At 68.7% G+C, this 15,439-nt stretch carries 12 protein-coding genes, 1 pseudogene and 1 riboswitch; of the genes and pseudogenes, 4 read left to right on the forward strand and 9 right to left on the reverse strand.

The features are described from left to right. Positions 1–41: 41 nt before the first annotated feature. The 4 genes from LNW73_RS17765 to LNW73_RS17780 all read right to left on the reverse strand — a co-directional run bounded on the left by LNW73_RS17765 (position 42) and on the right by LNW73_RS17780 (position 6,641). Positions 42–1,457 carry a hypothetical protein gene (locus LNW73_RS17765; protein WP_250976519.1) on the reverse strand — a complete coding sequence of 472 codons (1,416 nt, stop codon included), beginning with the start codon at positions 1,455–1,457 and terminating at the stop codon, positions 42–44. Further along, positions 1,454–2,977, reverse strand: coding sequence for a DUF3492 domain-containing protein (locus LNW73_RS17770; protein WP_250976518.1), 1,524 nt, complete (start codon positions 2,975–2,977; stop codon positions 1,454–1,456). The genes LNW73_RS17765 and LNW73_RS17770 overlap by 4 nt, the downstream gene beginning before the upstream one ends. Before the next feature lie 238 nt (positions 2,978–3,215). Continuing rightward, positions 3,216–5,459, reverse strand: a complete 2,244-nt coding sequence (locus tag LNW73_RS17775) for a hypothetical protein (RefSeq protein WP_250976517.1) — start codon at positions 5,457–5,459, stop codon at positions 3,216–3,218. A 549-nt stretch (positions 5,460–6,008) separates the two neighbouring features. Then, positions 6,009–6,641 (reverse strand): N-acetylmuramoyl-L-alanine amidase, encoded by a 633-nt coding sequence (locus LNW73_RS17780; RefSeq protein ID WP_250976516.1) that lies wholly within the window; start codon positions 6,639–6,641, stop codon positions 6,009–6,011. Between the two features lie 373 nt (positions 6,642–7,014). Between LNW73_RS17780 and LNW73_RS17785 the strand changes: the two genes are divergently transcribed. Then, positions 7,015–8,250: a hypothetical protein gene (locus LNW73_RS17785; RefSeq protein ID WP_250990570.1), complete on the forward strand. Its 1,236-nt coding sequence runs from the start codon at positions 7,015–7,017 to the stop codon at positions 8,248–8,250. A 309-nt stretch (positions 8,251–8,559) separates the two neighbouring features. Beyond that, a riboswitch (cyclic di-AMP (ydaO/yuaA leader) is annotated at positions 8,560–8,696 on the forward strand. 12 nt (positions 8,697–8,708) lie between these two features. Then, positions 8,709–9,728 carry a M23 family metallopeptidase gene (locus LNW73_RS17790; protein WP_250976514.1) on the forward strand — a complete coding sequence of 340 codons (1,020 nt, stop codon included), beginning with the start codon at positions 8,709–8,711 and terminating at the stop codon, positions 9,726–9,728. Positions 9,729–9,854: 126 nt separating this feature from the next. Here LNW73_RS17790 and LNW73_RS17795 read toward each other — a convergent pair whose 3' ends face one another. The 4 genes and pseudogenes from LNW73_RS17795 to LNW73_RS17810 form a co-directional block, all read right to left on the reverse strand. Then, entirely contained in the window at positions 9,855–10,142 is a 288-nt protein-coding gene (locus tag LNW73_RS17795; protein ID WP_232486134.1) for a hypothetical protein, read from the reverse strand. Positions 10,143–10,356: 214 nt separating this feature from the next. Next, entirely contained in the window at positions 10,357–11,199 is an 843-nt protein-coding gene (gene lepB / locus LNW73_RS17800; RefSeq protein WP_285391231.1) for a signal peptidase I, read from the reverse strand. Positions 11,200–11,232: 33 nt separating this feature from the next. Beyond that, positions 11,233–11,362, reverse strand: a pseudogene (locus tag LNW73_RS17805) (DUF397 domain-containing protein). A 96-nt stretch (positions 11,363–11,458) separates the two neighbouring features. Continuing rightward, positions 11,459–12,343, reverse strand: a complete 885-nt coding sequence (locus LNW73_RS17810) for a helix-turn-helix domain-containing protein (RefSeq protein ID WP_250990572.1) — start codon at positions 12,341–12,343, stop codon at positions 11,459–11,461. Between the two features lie 604 nt (positions 12,344–12,947). Here LNW73_RS17810 and LNW73_RS17815 point away from each other — a divergent pair. After that, positions 12,948–13,151 (forward strand): hypothetical protein, encoded by a 204-nt coding sequence (locus tag LNW73_RS17815; RefSeq protein ID WP_250990573.1) that lies wholly within the window; start codon positions 12,948–12,950, stop codon positions 13,149–13,151. A 492-nt stretch (positions 13,152–13,643) separates the two neighbouring features. Here the strand turns inward: LNW73_RS17815 and LNW73_RS17820 are convergent, their stop codons facing one another. Next, positions 13,644–14,474, reverse strand: a complete 831-nt coding sequence (locus tag LNW73_RS17820) for a hypothetical protein (RefSeq protein ID WP_250990574.1) — start codon at positions 14,472–14,474, stop codon at positions 13,644–13,646. A gap of 255 nt (positions 14,475–14,729) precedes the next feature. On the opposite strand from LNW73_RS17820, the gene LNW73_RS17825 reads away from it, so the two are divergent. Then, positions 14,730–15,425 (forward strand): hypothetical protein, encoded by a 696-nt coding sequence (locus tag LNW73_RS17825; RefSeq protein WP_250990575.1) that lies wholly within the window; start codon positions 14,730–14,732, stop codon positions 15,423–15,425. The last annotated feature ends 14 nt before the right edge of the window (positions 15,426–15,439 follow it).

The raw sequence follows: 15,439 nt of genomic DNA on the forward strand, positions 1-15,439 counted from the left end.
AAAGGAGTTGGGGACTTGGGACAGGTTCGGGTCGGGGCGGCTCAGCGGTGCGACGTGGCGCGGCCGAGCAGGGAGCAGGCGATGGCGATCAGTACGGCCGCCGCGCTCGCGCAGGCGACCAGCTGCACGACCGGATGGTCACCGAACTCCCAGCACAGGAAGGCGATTTCGATCACGGCGGCCGTCATGCAGACCAGCGCGGCGGGCCACGCGGCGCCGAACGCCTGGAGCAGCAGCGAGAGCCACAGCACCGCGCCGAGCGTCAGCAGCGCGCACAGCCGCAGCGCGCCGGGTGCCGGCGCCCCCGGCCACAGCGCGGTGAGAGCCGCCGCGAGCGCCGCGAGGACGATCAGATAGCCGGCCAGGCACCCCAGCAGGACGGAGGCCGACCGGGTCCGGAAGCCTCCGGCGTCGACGCTGCGCCGCAGCGCGGCGACACCGCGGCCGCGGAAGCGGTACAGCAGCCACTCGGCCGCGCCCATGCTCAGCGTCAGCGCGACCGCCGAGACACCCGCGCCCAGGGCCAGCACCAGGACCAGCACCGCGCTGGCCAGCCCGTACAGCCCGTAGGGCAGGGAGGCGGTGAGCGGCGGGGGTGCGGGCGCGCCCAGCTCGGGCGGGGTGCGCAGTCCGCGTACGACCTGCCGGCCGGCGACCAGCAGCGCCGCCACCGGGGTGGCGATGACCAGACAGGCCCGCGCCGCGGGCGGCAGGTCCCACGCCAGGAGCAGCGCGGCACCCACCGTCGTCGGGGCGAGGGCGAGCAGCAGATCCCGTTCCCTGCCCAGCACCAGCAGTGCCGTCGCCGCCGCCAGATAGCTGGACTGCCCCACCGCGAACGCGGCTTCACTGCCCCGCGACGCGAAGGCGATCGCGAACGCCGACGCGAGCAGCGCCCCCGCCGGTGCGCCCCGCAGCAGACAGCGGGCGGTCGCCCGCCGCCCGTCCGAGCCGAGCCGCAGATAGGCGCGGTGCGCCAGGGCCTGGTTCCAGGCCCAGCCGGCGAGCGCGGCGGCGGACAGCGCCACCGTCCCGGCGGGCAGCCCGAACGCGTCCGGCGGACCCGTGAGCAGGGTCCCGCCCAGGACGTACGCCAGCCCCGGCAGCCCGAAGACGATGCCCCGCAGCAGACACCGCCAGGGGTTGATCCCCCAGGGATCGGGGCCCGGCTCCGGTGCGGGGTAGCGGCGCTTGCCCGCGCCCCTGGCGTGCAACTCCTCGGCCAGCGCGAACAGATCGGACCGCCCGTACCGGTGCACGATGAGCTCGTGCGTGAGCCCCTCGGACTCCAGGACGGCGGCGATCTCGTCCGCGTGCACCGCGGCCGCGCACACCTCGTCGAGGCGCTCGGCCAGTTCCTCCAGCGGGTCCTCGGCCCAGGCGGGCCGGCGGCGCTGCCGCGGCACCGTCGGCAGGGCGCCCCCGTCGTGCGGCACGAGCCGCAGCGGGCCGCTCACTGGGCGACCTCCGTGACGGTGGTGTCGTCGACGACGGCCGGACCGTGGTGGCCGTGCGGGCTGCGGGACTGCCACTCCACCCCGACGGGGGTGAGGACGAGCCACGGCTGCCGGGCGGACAGTTCGCTGTAGATGCCGCGGAACGTCTCGATCGTCTGGCGCAGCGTGAACTGGTCGATCACCCGGAGCCGCGCGTCCCATCCCATGGACGCCCGGGTCGCCGGGTCGCGCAGCAGCGCGAGCGCGGCCTTCGCCATCGCGGCGGGGTCGCGGGGCGGGACCACGAGACCCGCCTCGCCGACCGCCTCCCGTACGCCCCCGACATCCGTGGAGACGGTGGCGCGCGCGCAGGACATCGCTTCGATGAGGGTGAACGGGAAGCCCTCGCTGATGCTGGAGAGCATCACGACGTTCCCGGCCGCGTACGCGTCGCGGATGTCCTCGACGCGCCCCTCGAACGTCACCCCGTCCCCGACACCCAACTCGGCCGCCAGCGCGATGCATCGGTCGCGGTACCCCTCGCCGCCCCTCGGCGTCCCGCCGAAGAGCCTGAGCAGCGCCTGCGGCAGCTCGGCCCGTACGAGGGCGAAGGCGCGGATCAGCGTCTCCAGGTCCTTGATCGGGTCGACGCGCCCGGCCCAGCTGAGGGTGGGCACCGCGGGTTCCGGCCCGGCCATCGGGAAGGCGCCGGGGTCGACGCCGTTGTACACGGTGCGGATCCGGTCGGGCGCGGTCCCGCCGCGTTCCTCCCAGCGCCGGTTGTAGCGGCTGCCGGGGGTGACGAGCGCGGCGCGGCGGTACGACTCCTCGGTGAGCAGCCGGTAGAAGCCGAGCATGAGGGCCTTGACGGGCCAGCCGTAGGGGCCGGTCCGGTAGCCGAGATACCGCTCGCGCAGATAGACACCGTGCTCGGTGAGCAGGAACGGCGTGCCGTGCTCGTGGTGCGCCAGCAGCCCCGGAAGGGTCGCGAGGCCGCCGCTGACGGCGTGCGTGATGCTTCCCGGCAGGGGTTCCGCGGAGAGCGGGCGCAGCGCGTGTTCCAGCAGGTCAGTGGCGGTGAGCGCATCGTGCAGGGTGGGCCTGGCCGCCGCGGCGGCGACATGCGGCCGGTTCCAGACATCGGTGAGGATGCGCAGGGCGTCCTCGGAGCGGAGCGCCGCGGAGAGCGATCCCGCGCGGGCCAGCGCCGCCAGCGCGTACAGCTGGGGAGCGAACTCCGCTTCCGCGGCCGGATCGAGCAGGGCCAGCAGGAAGCGTTCGTAGCCGGCCCGGAACAGCTGCGCCTGGCGGCCGCGCGGTGCGCGGCCCGTCGGCGGCTCGCCCCACAGCGGTATCTCGGTGAAGTCCCGTACGTTGCCCGGAAGATCCCAGGCGAGGGACTCCCGCCCGGTGCCGGTCACGGCTATCAGACGGAAGTCGAAGTCCGGTATTCCCCGGACGAGTTGGTCGCACCACACGCTCACGCCGCCGTGGCTGTGTGGATATGTGCCCTCGGTCAGCAAGGTCACCTGGGTCTGCATGGCGAATCGGTCCCCCCACGGGTCCGTCGGTGAATGCGCCGCGTACGGTTCGGTCCTTCGCGGCACTGGAGGGCGCCGGAGCGCCGGCTGTGTGCCGGCGGCTCCAGCGCCTTTCAACGTGGTTGTTCGGTCGTGCTGGGTCGTGCGGGTGGAACGGGTGCTGCTCGGTCGTGCTGCGCGTGTTGCCCCTGCTGCGCGTGCTGCTCAGCTGCGGTGCGAAGCCGTCGCCGAGCAGGCGCTAGCGCCGTGCTGCCCTGGCGTTCTTTCGGTGCTGCTTCTGCTTGCCGGTGTCACCGGGGCCGTACGGAACCGGCTCGGTCGCACCCGTCGGCACGGGCAGTGCCTGCGCCGGGGCCTTCGCCTTGGCGGCCTGGGCGCTCTGCGCGGCCTTGGCCGGCGTCGCGGTGACGACGGCGGGTGTGGCGGCTGCGGTGAGCTTGAGCGTCACCGAGGTCTGCAGCGCACCCGGTGCCACCCAGCCGGACAGCTGTCCCGCGTAGGCGCCGCCGAAGGCGGTGGTGCCGACGAGCTGTGCCTGGCGGGTGCCGACGGGCATGCTCGCGGTCGACTGCACGCCGCTCGGCGCGGTGACGGTGACCGTGTCACCGATCCGGTAGGCGGTGACCTTGTTGGCCTTGACGGCCGTGTCCCAGGCGGCACGCTGGGACAGCTCGGCGGAGATGTCGGCCATCCGGAGGTTCACGATGGGCGTGCTGGCGGCGTACAGGTTCTTGTAGTCGCCGAGGATCTTCTCCATGACCGGATAGGCGATCCGGTCCTCCGCGAAGTTCGACTGGTGCACGTAGTGCGGCCGCGGGTTGTTGGACAGCACGTGCCCGAGGTCCGTCCGCGCCTCCAGCGGCACGATGTACGAGGCGTAGCCCGTCGCCGTGTCCAGCGGCGTGTCCAGGCAGGTGGACGTGGCGGAGCCCTCGCAGATGCCGCTGCCGCCGTCGGCCGCCCTGGTGTAGATCCAGTTGTACTCGTCGACCTCTTCGCTCGCCTTGCCCGCGTTGTAGAAGACGTTCATCGGGAAGCGCGGCACCGTCAGTGCCGGCCCGACCTTGCGCTGCTGCGGGTCGCGCGAGTTGTCGCTGCCCAGCACCGTCACGCCGGTCGCGGTCAGCGACGTGGCGAGGTTCGGGTTGTCGAGCGGCTGCTGCGGCAGGATCTTCAGGCCGGAGTGCTCACCGGTGAGCAGCTCCTGCTTGTTCACGGTGAGGCCGTGCTGCGTGGCCCAGGTCGTGTTGTTCTTGATCTGCGCGGTGATGTCCGCCTTGGAGGTCCACACCACCGCGCCGGTGGCGGTCGTCGAGCACTTCCACGGCACCACGGAGACGTCCTGGACGCAGCCGAGGTACGGGTGGGTGTAGGTGTGGTTGACCCAGCGGTAGGCGTTCTTGTCGGCGATGAGCTGCGTCGCGAGCGGGTCCGTCCCGCCGTGCTCCGCCTTGTAGTCCTCGCTGCCGCCGCCGTTGTACATCAGGTCCGGTGTGAAGCCGTTCGCCGCCGACCACTGCTTGAGGTAGGTGGCGTCCGCGGGCGTCATCCGGATGGGGTCCGGATCCGACTGGTCGGTGCCGACCGCGCAGTCCACGTCGCCCGGGGTGCAGTTGAGCGTGGGGTTCCAGCGGTCGTCGCCGAGGAGTACGTCGTCCATGTGCAGGGCGAAGTAGTTCCGGTCGGCGCCGAGGTGGATGCCCTGGGTCATCCACTCCACCATGCCGCGGGCGAGCAGCCTGAACTGCTGCTGGTACTGGTTGTAGACGAACGTCACGACCAGTTCGCGGCGGCCGTCGTGGCTGTACTGCCCGACGAGCGAACCGCGGGCGGTGCTTCCCTGGATCGGCGCGTCCACGTAGCTGGTGAACGTGGCTCCGGCGGCCTGGGTCGCGAGGGGCGTGGCGAGGAAGCCGTAACTCTCGCCGACCGTCGGTGAGTTGTCCTCGAAGGGCACGTTCCCCTTGAGGTAGCCGAAGGGCCCGGCGGTGGCCGTCACCGCGGCGGTGGCACCGTCCAGCGAGCCGATGTAGCCGGGGTCCTGCGCGTAGTTCAGCCCGACCTCGGGCCGGGCGTAGGTGTACGCGTCGACCTGCGGGATGCCGAAGGCCGTCTCGTACGCGGCCAGCGCCGCCATCTCGGCGGATCCGGCGCCGAACGGGTTGTCGTTCGGCAGCACGACGGCCTGGAACTTGGCGCGCGGCCGTCCGCTGACCGTGTCGCTCAGATAGGCCGCGGTGATCTGCGGCCGTGCGGCGTTGTTCAGATCGAGCGTGGTGTACGGCGTGCCCGCGCTGTCGAGTTCGGCGGCGATGGCCTGCGTGGCCGGCCCGCCGTCGTCGACGACGAGCACCCGCAGATCGATCCTGGGCGTGACGGCCGCGGCGGTCGCGGCCGCGGAACTCATGCCGGCTGCGGGCCAGGTGAGGGTGAGCATCGCCGCGGCGGTACACGCGGTGGCAAGGCGGGTCGTTCGACCCATGGATTCCTCCCCCGGGAGGGCACGCCGGGGCAGCCCTCTCAGGCGCCCCCGGCCCTCCCTATTCCAATGAACTGGGTTGCAGTGGGATAGGTGCGACCGTCAGATCTCCCCGTCTTGAGGTCGCCCGTGTCACATCGTGGAGCAAAGGGCAGGGTTTGTGGAGGGGAATCGGGAAGGCGGTGAAAAAGGCACAGCATTGTTCATTTCCGAAAGCGGGTTCTCGGCTCTCGGAGCAGCGGGTGGGGCGGGAGCGAACCGGGTGGGGGATGGGTTTCCGTCGGGCACGGGACGGGTTTCCGCTGGTTGACGTACGTGTGAGCGAATAGTAATCAGCGGAAACGTTAAAGCAATATCCCGAGGTCGGGGGCGCCGGGATGCATAAATGCGCGCACCGGGAGGCGCCGGGAATTCAGGGATAAGTTACTGTCCAGGATTTGTCTCCGCTGTGTTCTGATTTCGTAACAGCGGGGCCCTGGGGAGTTCTGGACGGAGTTTAGGGCGCGGCGCCGATTGGTGAATCCGGTGCGTGCCGCGGTGTCCGCCGGGGCGTCAGACTCCGTTGACGAGCCGGATGTACCGCACCCAGTCCCAGTTGGGCCCGGGGTCGGTGTGGTCCGTACCGGGGACCTGGACGTGGCCGATGATGTGGTTGCGGTCCTTGGGGATGCCGTACTTGTCGCAGATCGCGGCGGTGAGCGCGGCGGAGGAGTGGTACATCGCGGTCGTGAAGTACGCCGGCTGGTCCACCCACCCCTCGTGCTCGATGCCGATGCTGCGCGTGTTGTAGTCCCAGTTGCCCGCGTGCCAGGCGATGTCGTGCTCGCGCACGCACTGCCCGATCGATCCGTCCGACGACTTGACGACGTAGTGCGCGCTCGCCTGGTGCGCCGGGTCCTGGAAGACCCGGATGGTGTTGGCGTAGGTCTCCTGCGTGACGTGGATGACCACGAGGTTGACCGGATAGCTCGTGACCCGGTTCGACGCCGTGTAGTTGCCCGTGCTCGCGGGGGACCAGACGGCCGACGGGTAGTCGACCGTCGCGGCGTCCGCGCGCATCGAGCCGACGAGGCCGGCCGCCGCCACGGCGCCGATCGCGAGGCCGCCGCGCAGCAGGGTGCGACGGGAGGTCGAAGGGTCGCCGGGTGCGGCGGGCGTGGCGGCGTTGCCGGGCGTGCGGTCCATGGAGGCTCCCTGGGACGTCATGGTGGGCCGGGTGCATGACCATCGGGTGGGGCGTGACCATCGGGTGGAGGGTGACCATCGGGTGGGACGTGACCATCGTGGGCCCCGCGCGTGAACGCTGCCAAGGGCCAGGCGAATTGGCAGTGGTCCAGACCGGTGAAGAGTGCGCCGAAGCACCGTACCAACACCTCCGGGACCACGGCTTTCACCGTTACACGGAGGTGACGCTTCCCGCATGATCCGGGGATCGGCCGCGTGTGACGATTTCCCTGTCGCAAGCCGCAGGGACCGAACAGGAACGCTGAACGGGAAGCCGCGCGGGGCGCAAAATCCAGCTCCACCCTTCACGTTCCTGTTCCCTGGGGGGATCACCATGTCTGCTCGCACCCTGTCGCGCCGTCCACGTCTCGCCGCCGCCGTCACCGTGGCCGCCGCCGTCTGCGGCACGGCGCTCATGCCGGCCGCGGCGTACGCCGACGCCCCGGCCGCCAAGCCGCTCCACATCGCGTTCGGCACCCCGTCGCCGGCCGGCCCGCTCGCCCGGGGAGGGGCGACCGAGTCCTACACGGTCAGTGCGACGAACAACAACGGCAAGGCGGTCGAGTTCAACGCGAACGTCTTCGGCGTCCCGAGCGGCCCGAGCCCGCTCGACGGCTCCGAGGTGAAGCTCGCGGTCGTGCCGGTCTCGGCGCCGGCCACCGACATCGAGGTGGGGCGCCAGGACATGGCGATGGTGGTGCACCTCCACCCGCACGGCACGAAGTCCGCCCCCTTCTCGATCCCGGCCAACACCACCTACACCTGGAAGATCACCGTCGGGCTCAACACCAACTTCCCCGCCAACGACGGAAATCTCACCCTGACCTTCGACACCGGCAACTACGAGGACAATCCCTCGCACTCGATCCCGTCGATCTCCTTCCAGGCCAGCCCCTCGATCAGGATCGGCACGATCAAGGATCACTTCGGCGGCGCCACCAAGGTGTCGGCCGCGAAGCCGGCGGTGTTCTCGCTCGATGTCGTCAACGAGGCGGGCGGTCACTTCAGCAAGCCTCTGCGCACCCAGCTCACCGCGTTCGGCGCCGGCGGCGACCCGGCGCTGGACCTGTTCGTGTGGCTAGAAGGCCGCTGGGTCGAGGTCGCGGCTCCGGACCACGTCAACACGTGGCTGCTGCCCGACATCCCCACCGGCTTCGCCGAGGGGACGTACCACTACAAGCTCAAGTTCACGCTGCCCGCGGACAAAGCCCCCAAGGCGGCCAAGGTCCTCGAGCTGAACGCCCAGACAGGGCTGAGCAGCGGCAACACCAGCATCATCGCCGAGACCGACGAGAAGATCACCGTTCTCCCCACGGCCCCGGTCACCACTCCGACCGGCACCCCGTCGGCCATCCCGACCCCGACCCCGTCGCCGTCCTCGACCACGAGCAGCCCCGCCGCGGCGGCCCCGGCCACCACGGACGCGCCCATCACCAACACCAAGTCCTCGCTCGCTCACACCGGTGCCAACGGCAGCAACGGCACCCTCGCCGTCGGCGCGGCCGCCCTGGTCGCCGCCGGTGCGGCCATGGCCTTCGCCGGCCTCCGCCGCCGGCGCCGGCAGGGCTGACGCGGGCGGCGCGACGATCTGAGTGACGCACTGGCGTGACGATCTGACGTGACGAGACCCCGGCCGGAATCATCCGGCCGGGGTTTCGTCACGCATCACGTTCCGTAGTGGGTCCACCCCACTCCGCATAACAACTGACTCACGCTCACATCACCGTCGTATCACTCCGATCACCCCTCTTCGCCCGATTGCATCCCATCCATCCCATTAGTCACCTCCGCCAACTCCTCCTTTCGGCTTGGAAAAGACCCCCGGCTCAATTACCGTTCGATAACGCAGCGCGGTCGTCACTGCCGCCGTAGAGGCGGCACCGTGCGCTTGCCGAATCCCGTCCGCGGGAACCGGGGACCCACTAATTGGGGTGAATCGGGCTGCGCTTTGGCCCGTAGGAGACCTTCCTGCTCCGAACCCGTCAGCTAACCCGGTAGGCGAGAAGGAAGGAAAGGAGAGCGCCACCCGTGGCGTCGAACCAGTCTGCCTACGCCCCTTCACCCGAGGCTCCGGAAGCCGGGGAATGGGACGAATGGAACCCCACCGCGGAGTCCGTCGCCCCGGATCGGGGCAACAAGCACCGGCTCCCCAAGCCGCGTTCCATAGCCCGTGGTTCGACCGTTTTGAGCGTCGCGGCCGTGGCCGCGATGGGCGCGGGCGGAATGGCGGCGGCCGCCGACAAGTCGCCGGTGCCGATCTCGCTCCCGGACCTGTCCGAGCTGCCGGACGCGCCGGACCTTCCGAAGCTGTCCGAGATGCCGGGGATCAGTTCCCTCGTGGGCGGGGACCACGCCCCGGTGGCCGCGGCGTCCACCGCCGAGCACGGCGCCACCACGACCTCATGGTCGGCGGACGCCGGCGAGGCGCTCCGCACCCGCATTCTCGAGCACGTCGCCCAGCAGCGTGACGCCGCGGACCAGGCGGTGCGCGACGCGGCCGCCGGCCAAGCGGCGGCAACGGCCGCCAAGGAGGCCGCCGCGCAGAAGGTGCGGGACACGGCCGCCGCGGCGAAGGCGGAGGTCGCCGCCAAGAAGAAGGCCGCGGAGGTCGCCGCCGCGAAGGCCGAGGCCGACCGCCTCGCCGCGCTCGCGGCCTCGTACACCAAGCCGGTCGCCTCGTACACGCTCACCGCGAGCTTCGGGGAGTCCAGCTCCCTGTGGGCCAACACCCACACCGGCCAGGACTTCGCGGCCCCCACCGGTACGCCGGTGTCCGCGATCCACAGCGGCACCATCACCTCGGCCGCCTGGGCGGGTTCGTACGGCTACCGCATCATCCTGACCCTCGATGACGGCACCGAGATCTGGTACTGCCACCTGTCCTCCATGGTGCAGACCTCGGGCAAGGTCACCACGGGCGAGACCATCGGCCGGGTCGGAGCCACCGGCAACGTCACCGGGCCGCACCTCCACATCGAGGTCCGCCCGGGAGCGGGCGACCCGATCGACCCGATGCCGTGGCTGCGCGCCCGCGGCATGGACGTCTGACCGAAGGGCCCAGCCAACCGCTGAGCAGTCCAACCGCCCAACAGTCCAACGGCAAACCCTGACGGCCCTGGTGACCCCCCGCGCCAGGGCCGTCGGCATGTCCGACCGTCCGACGAGCTCTCGGGCCTACGACAGGTCGACGATGTCCTCCGCGTAGAGCGTCTCCAGCGGCCGCGGGCCGATGTACTGCTGGCAGTTGCACGGCCGGGCCTCGTACGAGACGGGCTTCTTCTCGGCGTCCCACGCGGTCGGCGTCTGCACCACTTCGTGGCACTTGCCCTGCTTGTCGTGCTTGGCCAGATGGTGCGTGCAGCCGCAGATCGCCTCCGGCGGACGGTTCGCCGCCTGCAGCGCCCGCTGCTTCTCGCCCTCCGCGGAGATCAGCTCGACCTTCCGCTCATGCCGGGTACGCATGGCATGCCGGAACCGATTGCCCCACCAGCCACCGCCCGACAGGACGACCCACGCAATGGCCCACACGTACCAGCCCACGACCGACCGCCCCCATCCTCCACTTGCACGCTCGCGCCTCGTGTGGCGTGAAGTTGCATCGTAGTAGCCGCAGCTGCCGCAAACACCGGGGCCGCATACCCCTACTGGCGATCTACACGACTGACTGCACGGCCGACTACGCGGCGGAGTCCGCACGGCCGCGCGCCTCGGCCGAGCGCCGCCGCCGCACCCAGAACGCCAGCGGCGCGGTAGCGACGGCCGCGAGGGCTCCCGGCCCCTTGAAGGTGTCCGGCACCGGCAGCGTCGCCCAGCGGTTCATCGGCCAGGCGACCACGAAGGCCCGCCCCACCACATTCTTGACCGGCACAAAACCATCACCGGCGCGCTGCCGCTGGTGATACCGCGAGTCCTGCGAGCCGTTGCGATGGTCCCCCATGACCCACAACATCCCCCGCGGCACCTTCACCGTTCCCACGGGATCGTCCCCGCACGGCGTCGCCCCGGGAAAGATGTACGGCTCGTCCAACGCCACCCCGTTCACCTTCACCGGCCCGCCGGCGTTGCACTCCACGGTGTCGCCACCCACCGCGATCACCCGCTTGATCAGATCCTTCTCATCGGCGGACGGCATCAGCCCGATGAAGCTCAACACCCGCTGCGTCTGCCGCTCCACGGCATTCTGATGCTTCACCGGCTGGTCCTTCAGCCAGTCGCCCGGGTCGTGAAACACCACGACCTCCCCCCGCTCGGGCTCGGCCCCGAACCACGGCGTCAGCTTGTCCACCAACACCCGGTCGCCCTCCTGCAGCGTGTTCTGCATCGACCCCGAGGGAATCGAGAACGCCTGCACGAAGAACGTCTTGATCCCCAGCGCCAACACCAACGCCACCCCAACCAACAACGGCCACTCCACCCACCCCGGCCGCCTCCGCCGCGGCCTCCGCACCCTTGCCGCCGTCGCGCCCGTCTCCGCCACCACCGAACCCCGTTCTTCCTCCGCACACCGTCGGCTACCCAACGAACGGGGGTTCCCATGCTCAGCCACGTGTTCCTACGCCACGACGCCCTCGCGCACCGAGTGTATGAACTGCGCCCAGGCATCGGCCGAGAAGCGAAGTACCGGCCCGCCGGGATCCTTGGAGTCCCGCACGGCGGCGGTGCCCCCCGCCAAGCGTCGCCACTTCCAAACATTCCGCACCCGCGCCACCGCTGTACGAAGACTTGAACCAGTGCCTAGCGGTGGGCTGGTCATCAAGTGGGGGTGTGCTGTGAGGACATCAAATCTCCTTGCGCATCTTCTTGATCAACGCGACCGAGGCGGAGATGTCCAGCGCCTGGGCGCGGAGATAGTCGATCGCCAACCTATACCGCTCAAGCTCTTGCGGTTTCTCCTGGAACAGGGCGCCCGTGAGGATGTCGATGTATACGACATCGAGAGTGGGATCAGCCCCGCGCAAGAGCGCGACGCTCCCGACAGCCGCCGCATGAGCCCCCGAGCTGAACGGCAGAATCTGCAAGGTGATGTTGGGGGACTCAACGCAGTGGACCAGATGATCGAGTTGCTCCGCCATCACCTCACGGTCACCGACGACCCGGAGGATGACCGCCTCGTCCAGGACCGCCCAGATATGCAGGGGCGCGGTCCGAGTCAAGATCTCCTGCCGCTTCATGCGGATGTCGACCAGGCGGTCGAGGACTTCGTGCTCCAGCCGTATCTCGGAGGCGTGATGCACGGCTTCGGCATAGCGACGGGTCTGGAGCAACCCTGGCACATACACGCTCGCGTAGTGGTCCTCGCTGACGGCCTCTTCTTCCAGCGTGAGCAGGAGGTTCATCCACTCCGGCACCACGTCTGAGATCGAGTGCCACCAGCCTTGGAGCTTCGCGTCCTTCGCCAGCCCGACCATCGCTGGTCGCTCGGCATCGGTCGCGCCGTATTCACGGCAAAGAGCTTCGATGACCAGCCACTTGACCGGTCCCTCTTTGGTCTCGTAGCGACTCACTGTCGCCTTTGAGACCCCGACGAGCCTCCCAGCCTCTTCCAGCGTGAGGCCTTTACGATCCCGCAACGAGCTCAGAGTCGCGCCGAGTTGGCGTCGTCGTGTGGTCGGCCCGGTGCTCGTGCGCGCCCTCTCCCCGTCTGATCTCTGAGCGGAACTCAATCATGACCCCGCAGCAGACTCGTCAGAGGGGCTTCTTCATGAGAAGTTACATAGCGGCCAGTCGATGCCATACTCAGCGTGACGAGACGAACGCCCTGGGTCGATGCGTCCGCCGGCTCAACGCGCTGACCAACAGCGGAAGGGCGGCTCCCATGCACTACTGCCGTAATAACGGTTCCCCACATCGCTGCGTACTCCTCTTCGAAGCAAAGCCGAGGGGAGTCGCCGGCCTCCGCCGCGTGATCGCCCTCCAACTCGCCGTATGGGGAGCTGCCTGACCTCGCGGAGCAAGCCGGGCTCACGGTGACCCAGCTCGCGGCCAATGTCATCAAGCACGTAGGAGACGGCAAGGCGGCCACTGTCGAGATGGAAGCCCGCGACGGTTACCTGCGCCTAGAAATGCACGACACGAGCTCTGCGCTGCAAGTGCTCCAACATGTCTGCGCAGAAGGGGAGTTGGGTCGGGGACTCGCCCTCATCGCCGCCCTCGCCGAAGATTGGGGATGGGCGCGTACGCCAACCGGCAAGACCATCTGGTGCGACCTCGCGCCCGACTCCGCCGGGGCGATCACCACGGCCACCCGCCGCCGGATCTTGCGAGCGAGTGCTGTCATCGAAACATACGGCCATCAATCCGATGATTCCTGCGGCCCTCCTCGCCGGCAGCATCCCGGTCATGGAAGAAACGGTCACCGACTTGATCGCCGACCTTCTCCACTGGCTCACCGGTCACGGCAGCGACCTGGTTACCATCCTCGACCACGCTCAGATGCACTTTGAGGCCGAGCTTGGCTCAGAACAGTTGTGATCGGGAATTTTGCTAGGGACATGGAGGGGCGGGCGGGGCCTCGGGTGAGGTTTCGGAGGTCAGGTTTCCACTCTCTTCATGCCTACCGCGCCGACTGTCGGCCGATTGGTCCTGGGTACCCCAAGAACAGTAGAAGCGCGTTCCCTTGCCGGTACCAACTTCGAAGCGACGGAGACCGCTTTGCTCACCGTCTGGCTCCTTTTGCCGGGCTGGCCGTCGGAACTTGGACCAGGCGCCGAAAACAACCGCGCTAGGGGAGCCTATGAGTAGAGCCTCTTTGGCGCCGAATCGACCGGACAGGAACAGCGCGGCCGAGGTCAAGACGGTGACTCCCAGAACAGCCAGGAAGGCTGTCAGGTCCAACCCTGAGCCGGGGCGGAGGTCTCGACGAGATGGGGGCCTGGCTCTCTCCGCGGAGGATTCTCTTGCGCGGTTGGTACTGATGGGGCACCCCTTCAACGGACGGCTCGGCGGCGAGCTTTGCTGGCAAGGTCAGGCGGTGTTGGCGGCGGCGGCATGGTTCAAGATCATTCCGATTTCATGGTGCATGCCCGCCTGATGGAGCGCGTTCATTACCTGGAGTGCACGGGGAAGGCCGGCATGCGCGACGGCCTGGAGAATCGTTTCAGCTTCGTCATGGAGGCTCGCCCGAACCCAGGCGAGGACGACTGACTGGACTTCCTGCGGGAGCAGCAGGACGCCTATGCCTTGGAGAAACGTACGGAGATCCTCCGCACGGTCTTGGTCGCGGAGCCGGAGGGCGTCCGTGAGCAGTTCGGCCACTCGCGCGGTCGGTGGTGTGAGTGGCCGGTCGGCCTCCACTTGCATGAACGGCAACGGCTTCGCCGCCACGGCGTGAAGATGGGACCGGCCGTGTACATCGAAGTGATGTGGAGGCGTGGGTTCTGGGGTCGCAGTGGTTGCGTATCGAAGCTCTGCTTCGCGGGCCGCGAGCTCCTTGCGAAGCTGGGCTGTGTCATTCGCATGTTGCTGATGCACAGGCTGACAGTCATGGCAGACGCTTGCTTGTGCCTGCGTGTGGAGCGCCTTCAAGTCTGCCCAGGTCACCGAGGGTCCGAGTGGATGTGCATCGTGCTCGGCCAACTGGTGTAAATGGAGAAGAGTTTTGTATGACGGGACAGCCCTGGCGTTGAGCCACTCTGAAAGGTTGCCGGTGCTGACGAACAGGCGCTGCGTGGCTATGTGTTCCAGCGTCCCCGTGCTCCCATCCGCGTGCAGGTCGCGGTAGAGGGAGAGCATGGCTCTTGCGAGGTGCTGGCACTCGGGAGATAACGCGTTGCCATCGTCGATCTTTCTCCCCACGTTTCCGCGCGGTGGCATGGTGGCCTAGGTCCTCTCCCCTACGTTGACAGTGCTGAGTTGGCCAACAGTGTGTCCCAGAGTCGGAGGGCATGGGGCATCTTCACCGTTTCAGGAGTAACCGCGGATCTGTGGCGTTGCCACAGTGGTGTGAGGCTCAATGGAGTGGCTCTCCGTCTGTGGACGCAGGGTTGTGGGCAAGGGGTGTCCGCCCCTGCGCGGCCAGGCTGGGAGCGATCGTGATGAAAGGGAAGCGCCATGGATGTTCCGTCCTGGAAGGACGAGAAGTACGGCACGATGAAGAGGGCAGGGTTGTGGCTGGTCAGTGTGGTGGGGGTAGGTGGCGTCTTCACTAAGGGGGAATTGCGGGAGGCCTTCCCGGAAACTTCCCAGATCGACCGCCGGATGCGCGATCTGCGCGACCACGGGTGGCAGATTGATACGAGCCGTGAGGATGCGAGCCTCGGGGCCAGCGAACAGCGTTTCGTAGCTCAGGGCGAGCCAGTCTGGGAGCCAGGCAAGGGTCGGGCGAAGTTGGGCGCTGCAATCACGGTGACTCGCCGGCGCGAAGTCCTGGCCCGTGACGGTTATATGTGCCGTTCGTGCGGCATAGCTCCGGGCCAGCCCTTCGCCGACTCCTACGAATCTGCACAGCTCGACATCGCACGGCGGGAGGTCAGGCTCGCGGATGGCGGCGTCACGGTGGAGCTGGTCACTGAGTGCAATCGATGCCGAGTAGGTGGACGCGGACTCACCGCAGATGTTGCTGGGGTACTGGCGGGCATCGACCGGATCGGCGCCTTTGAGCGCAAGATCTTGACCGGATGGGTAGCAAGCGACCGTCGTGAGTTCAGCGCCGTGGAACGGTTGTGGGCCGACTACAGAACGCTCCCGGAAGAGTCCCGGCTGAAGATCCGGGAGATCCTTGGGGGAGAGGCATGCGGTCTGCAGTGAACGCTGAGTGCCAG

Origin of the sequence: Streptomyces sp. RKAG337, from assembly GCF_023701715.1 — a bacterium.
Taxonomy (GTDB): domain Bacteria; phylum Actinomycetota; class Actinomycetes; order Streptomycetales; family Streptomycetaceae; genus Actinacidiphila.

Bases quoted from the DNA above. Each gene is read 5' to 3' on its own strand.
- LNW73_RS17770 (WP_250976518.1), bottom strand. From the start codon at position 2,977: ATGCAGACCCAGGTGACCTTGCTGACCGAGGGCACATATCCACACAGC.
- LNW73_RS17775 (WP_250976517.1), bottom strand. From the start codon at position 5,459: ATGGGTCGAACGACCCGCCTTGCCACCGCGTGTACCGCCGCGGCGATG.
- LNW73_RS17780 (WP_250976516.1), bottom strand. From the start codon at position 6,641: ATGGACCGCACGCCCGGCAACGCCGCCACGCCCGCCGCACCCGGCGAC.
- LNW73_RS17785 (WP_250990570.1), top strand. From the start codon at position 7,015: ATGTCTGCTCGCACCCTGTCGCGCCGTCCACGTCTCGCCGCCGCCGTC.
- LNW73_RS17795 (WP_232486134.1), bottom strand. From the start codon at position 10,142: ATGCGTACCCGGCATGAGCGGAAGGTCGAGCTGATCTCCGCGGAGGGC.
- LNW73_RS17825 (WP_250990575.1), top strand. From the start codon at position 14,730: ATGGATGTTCCGTCCTGGAAGGACGAGAAGTACGGCACGATGAAGAGG.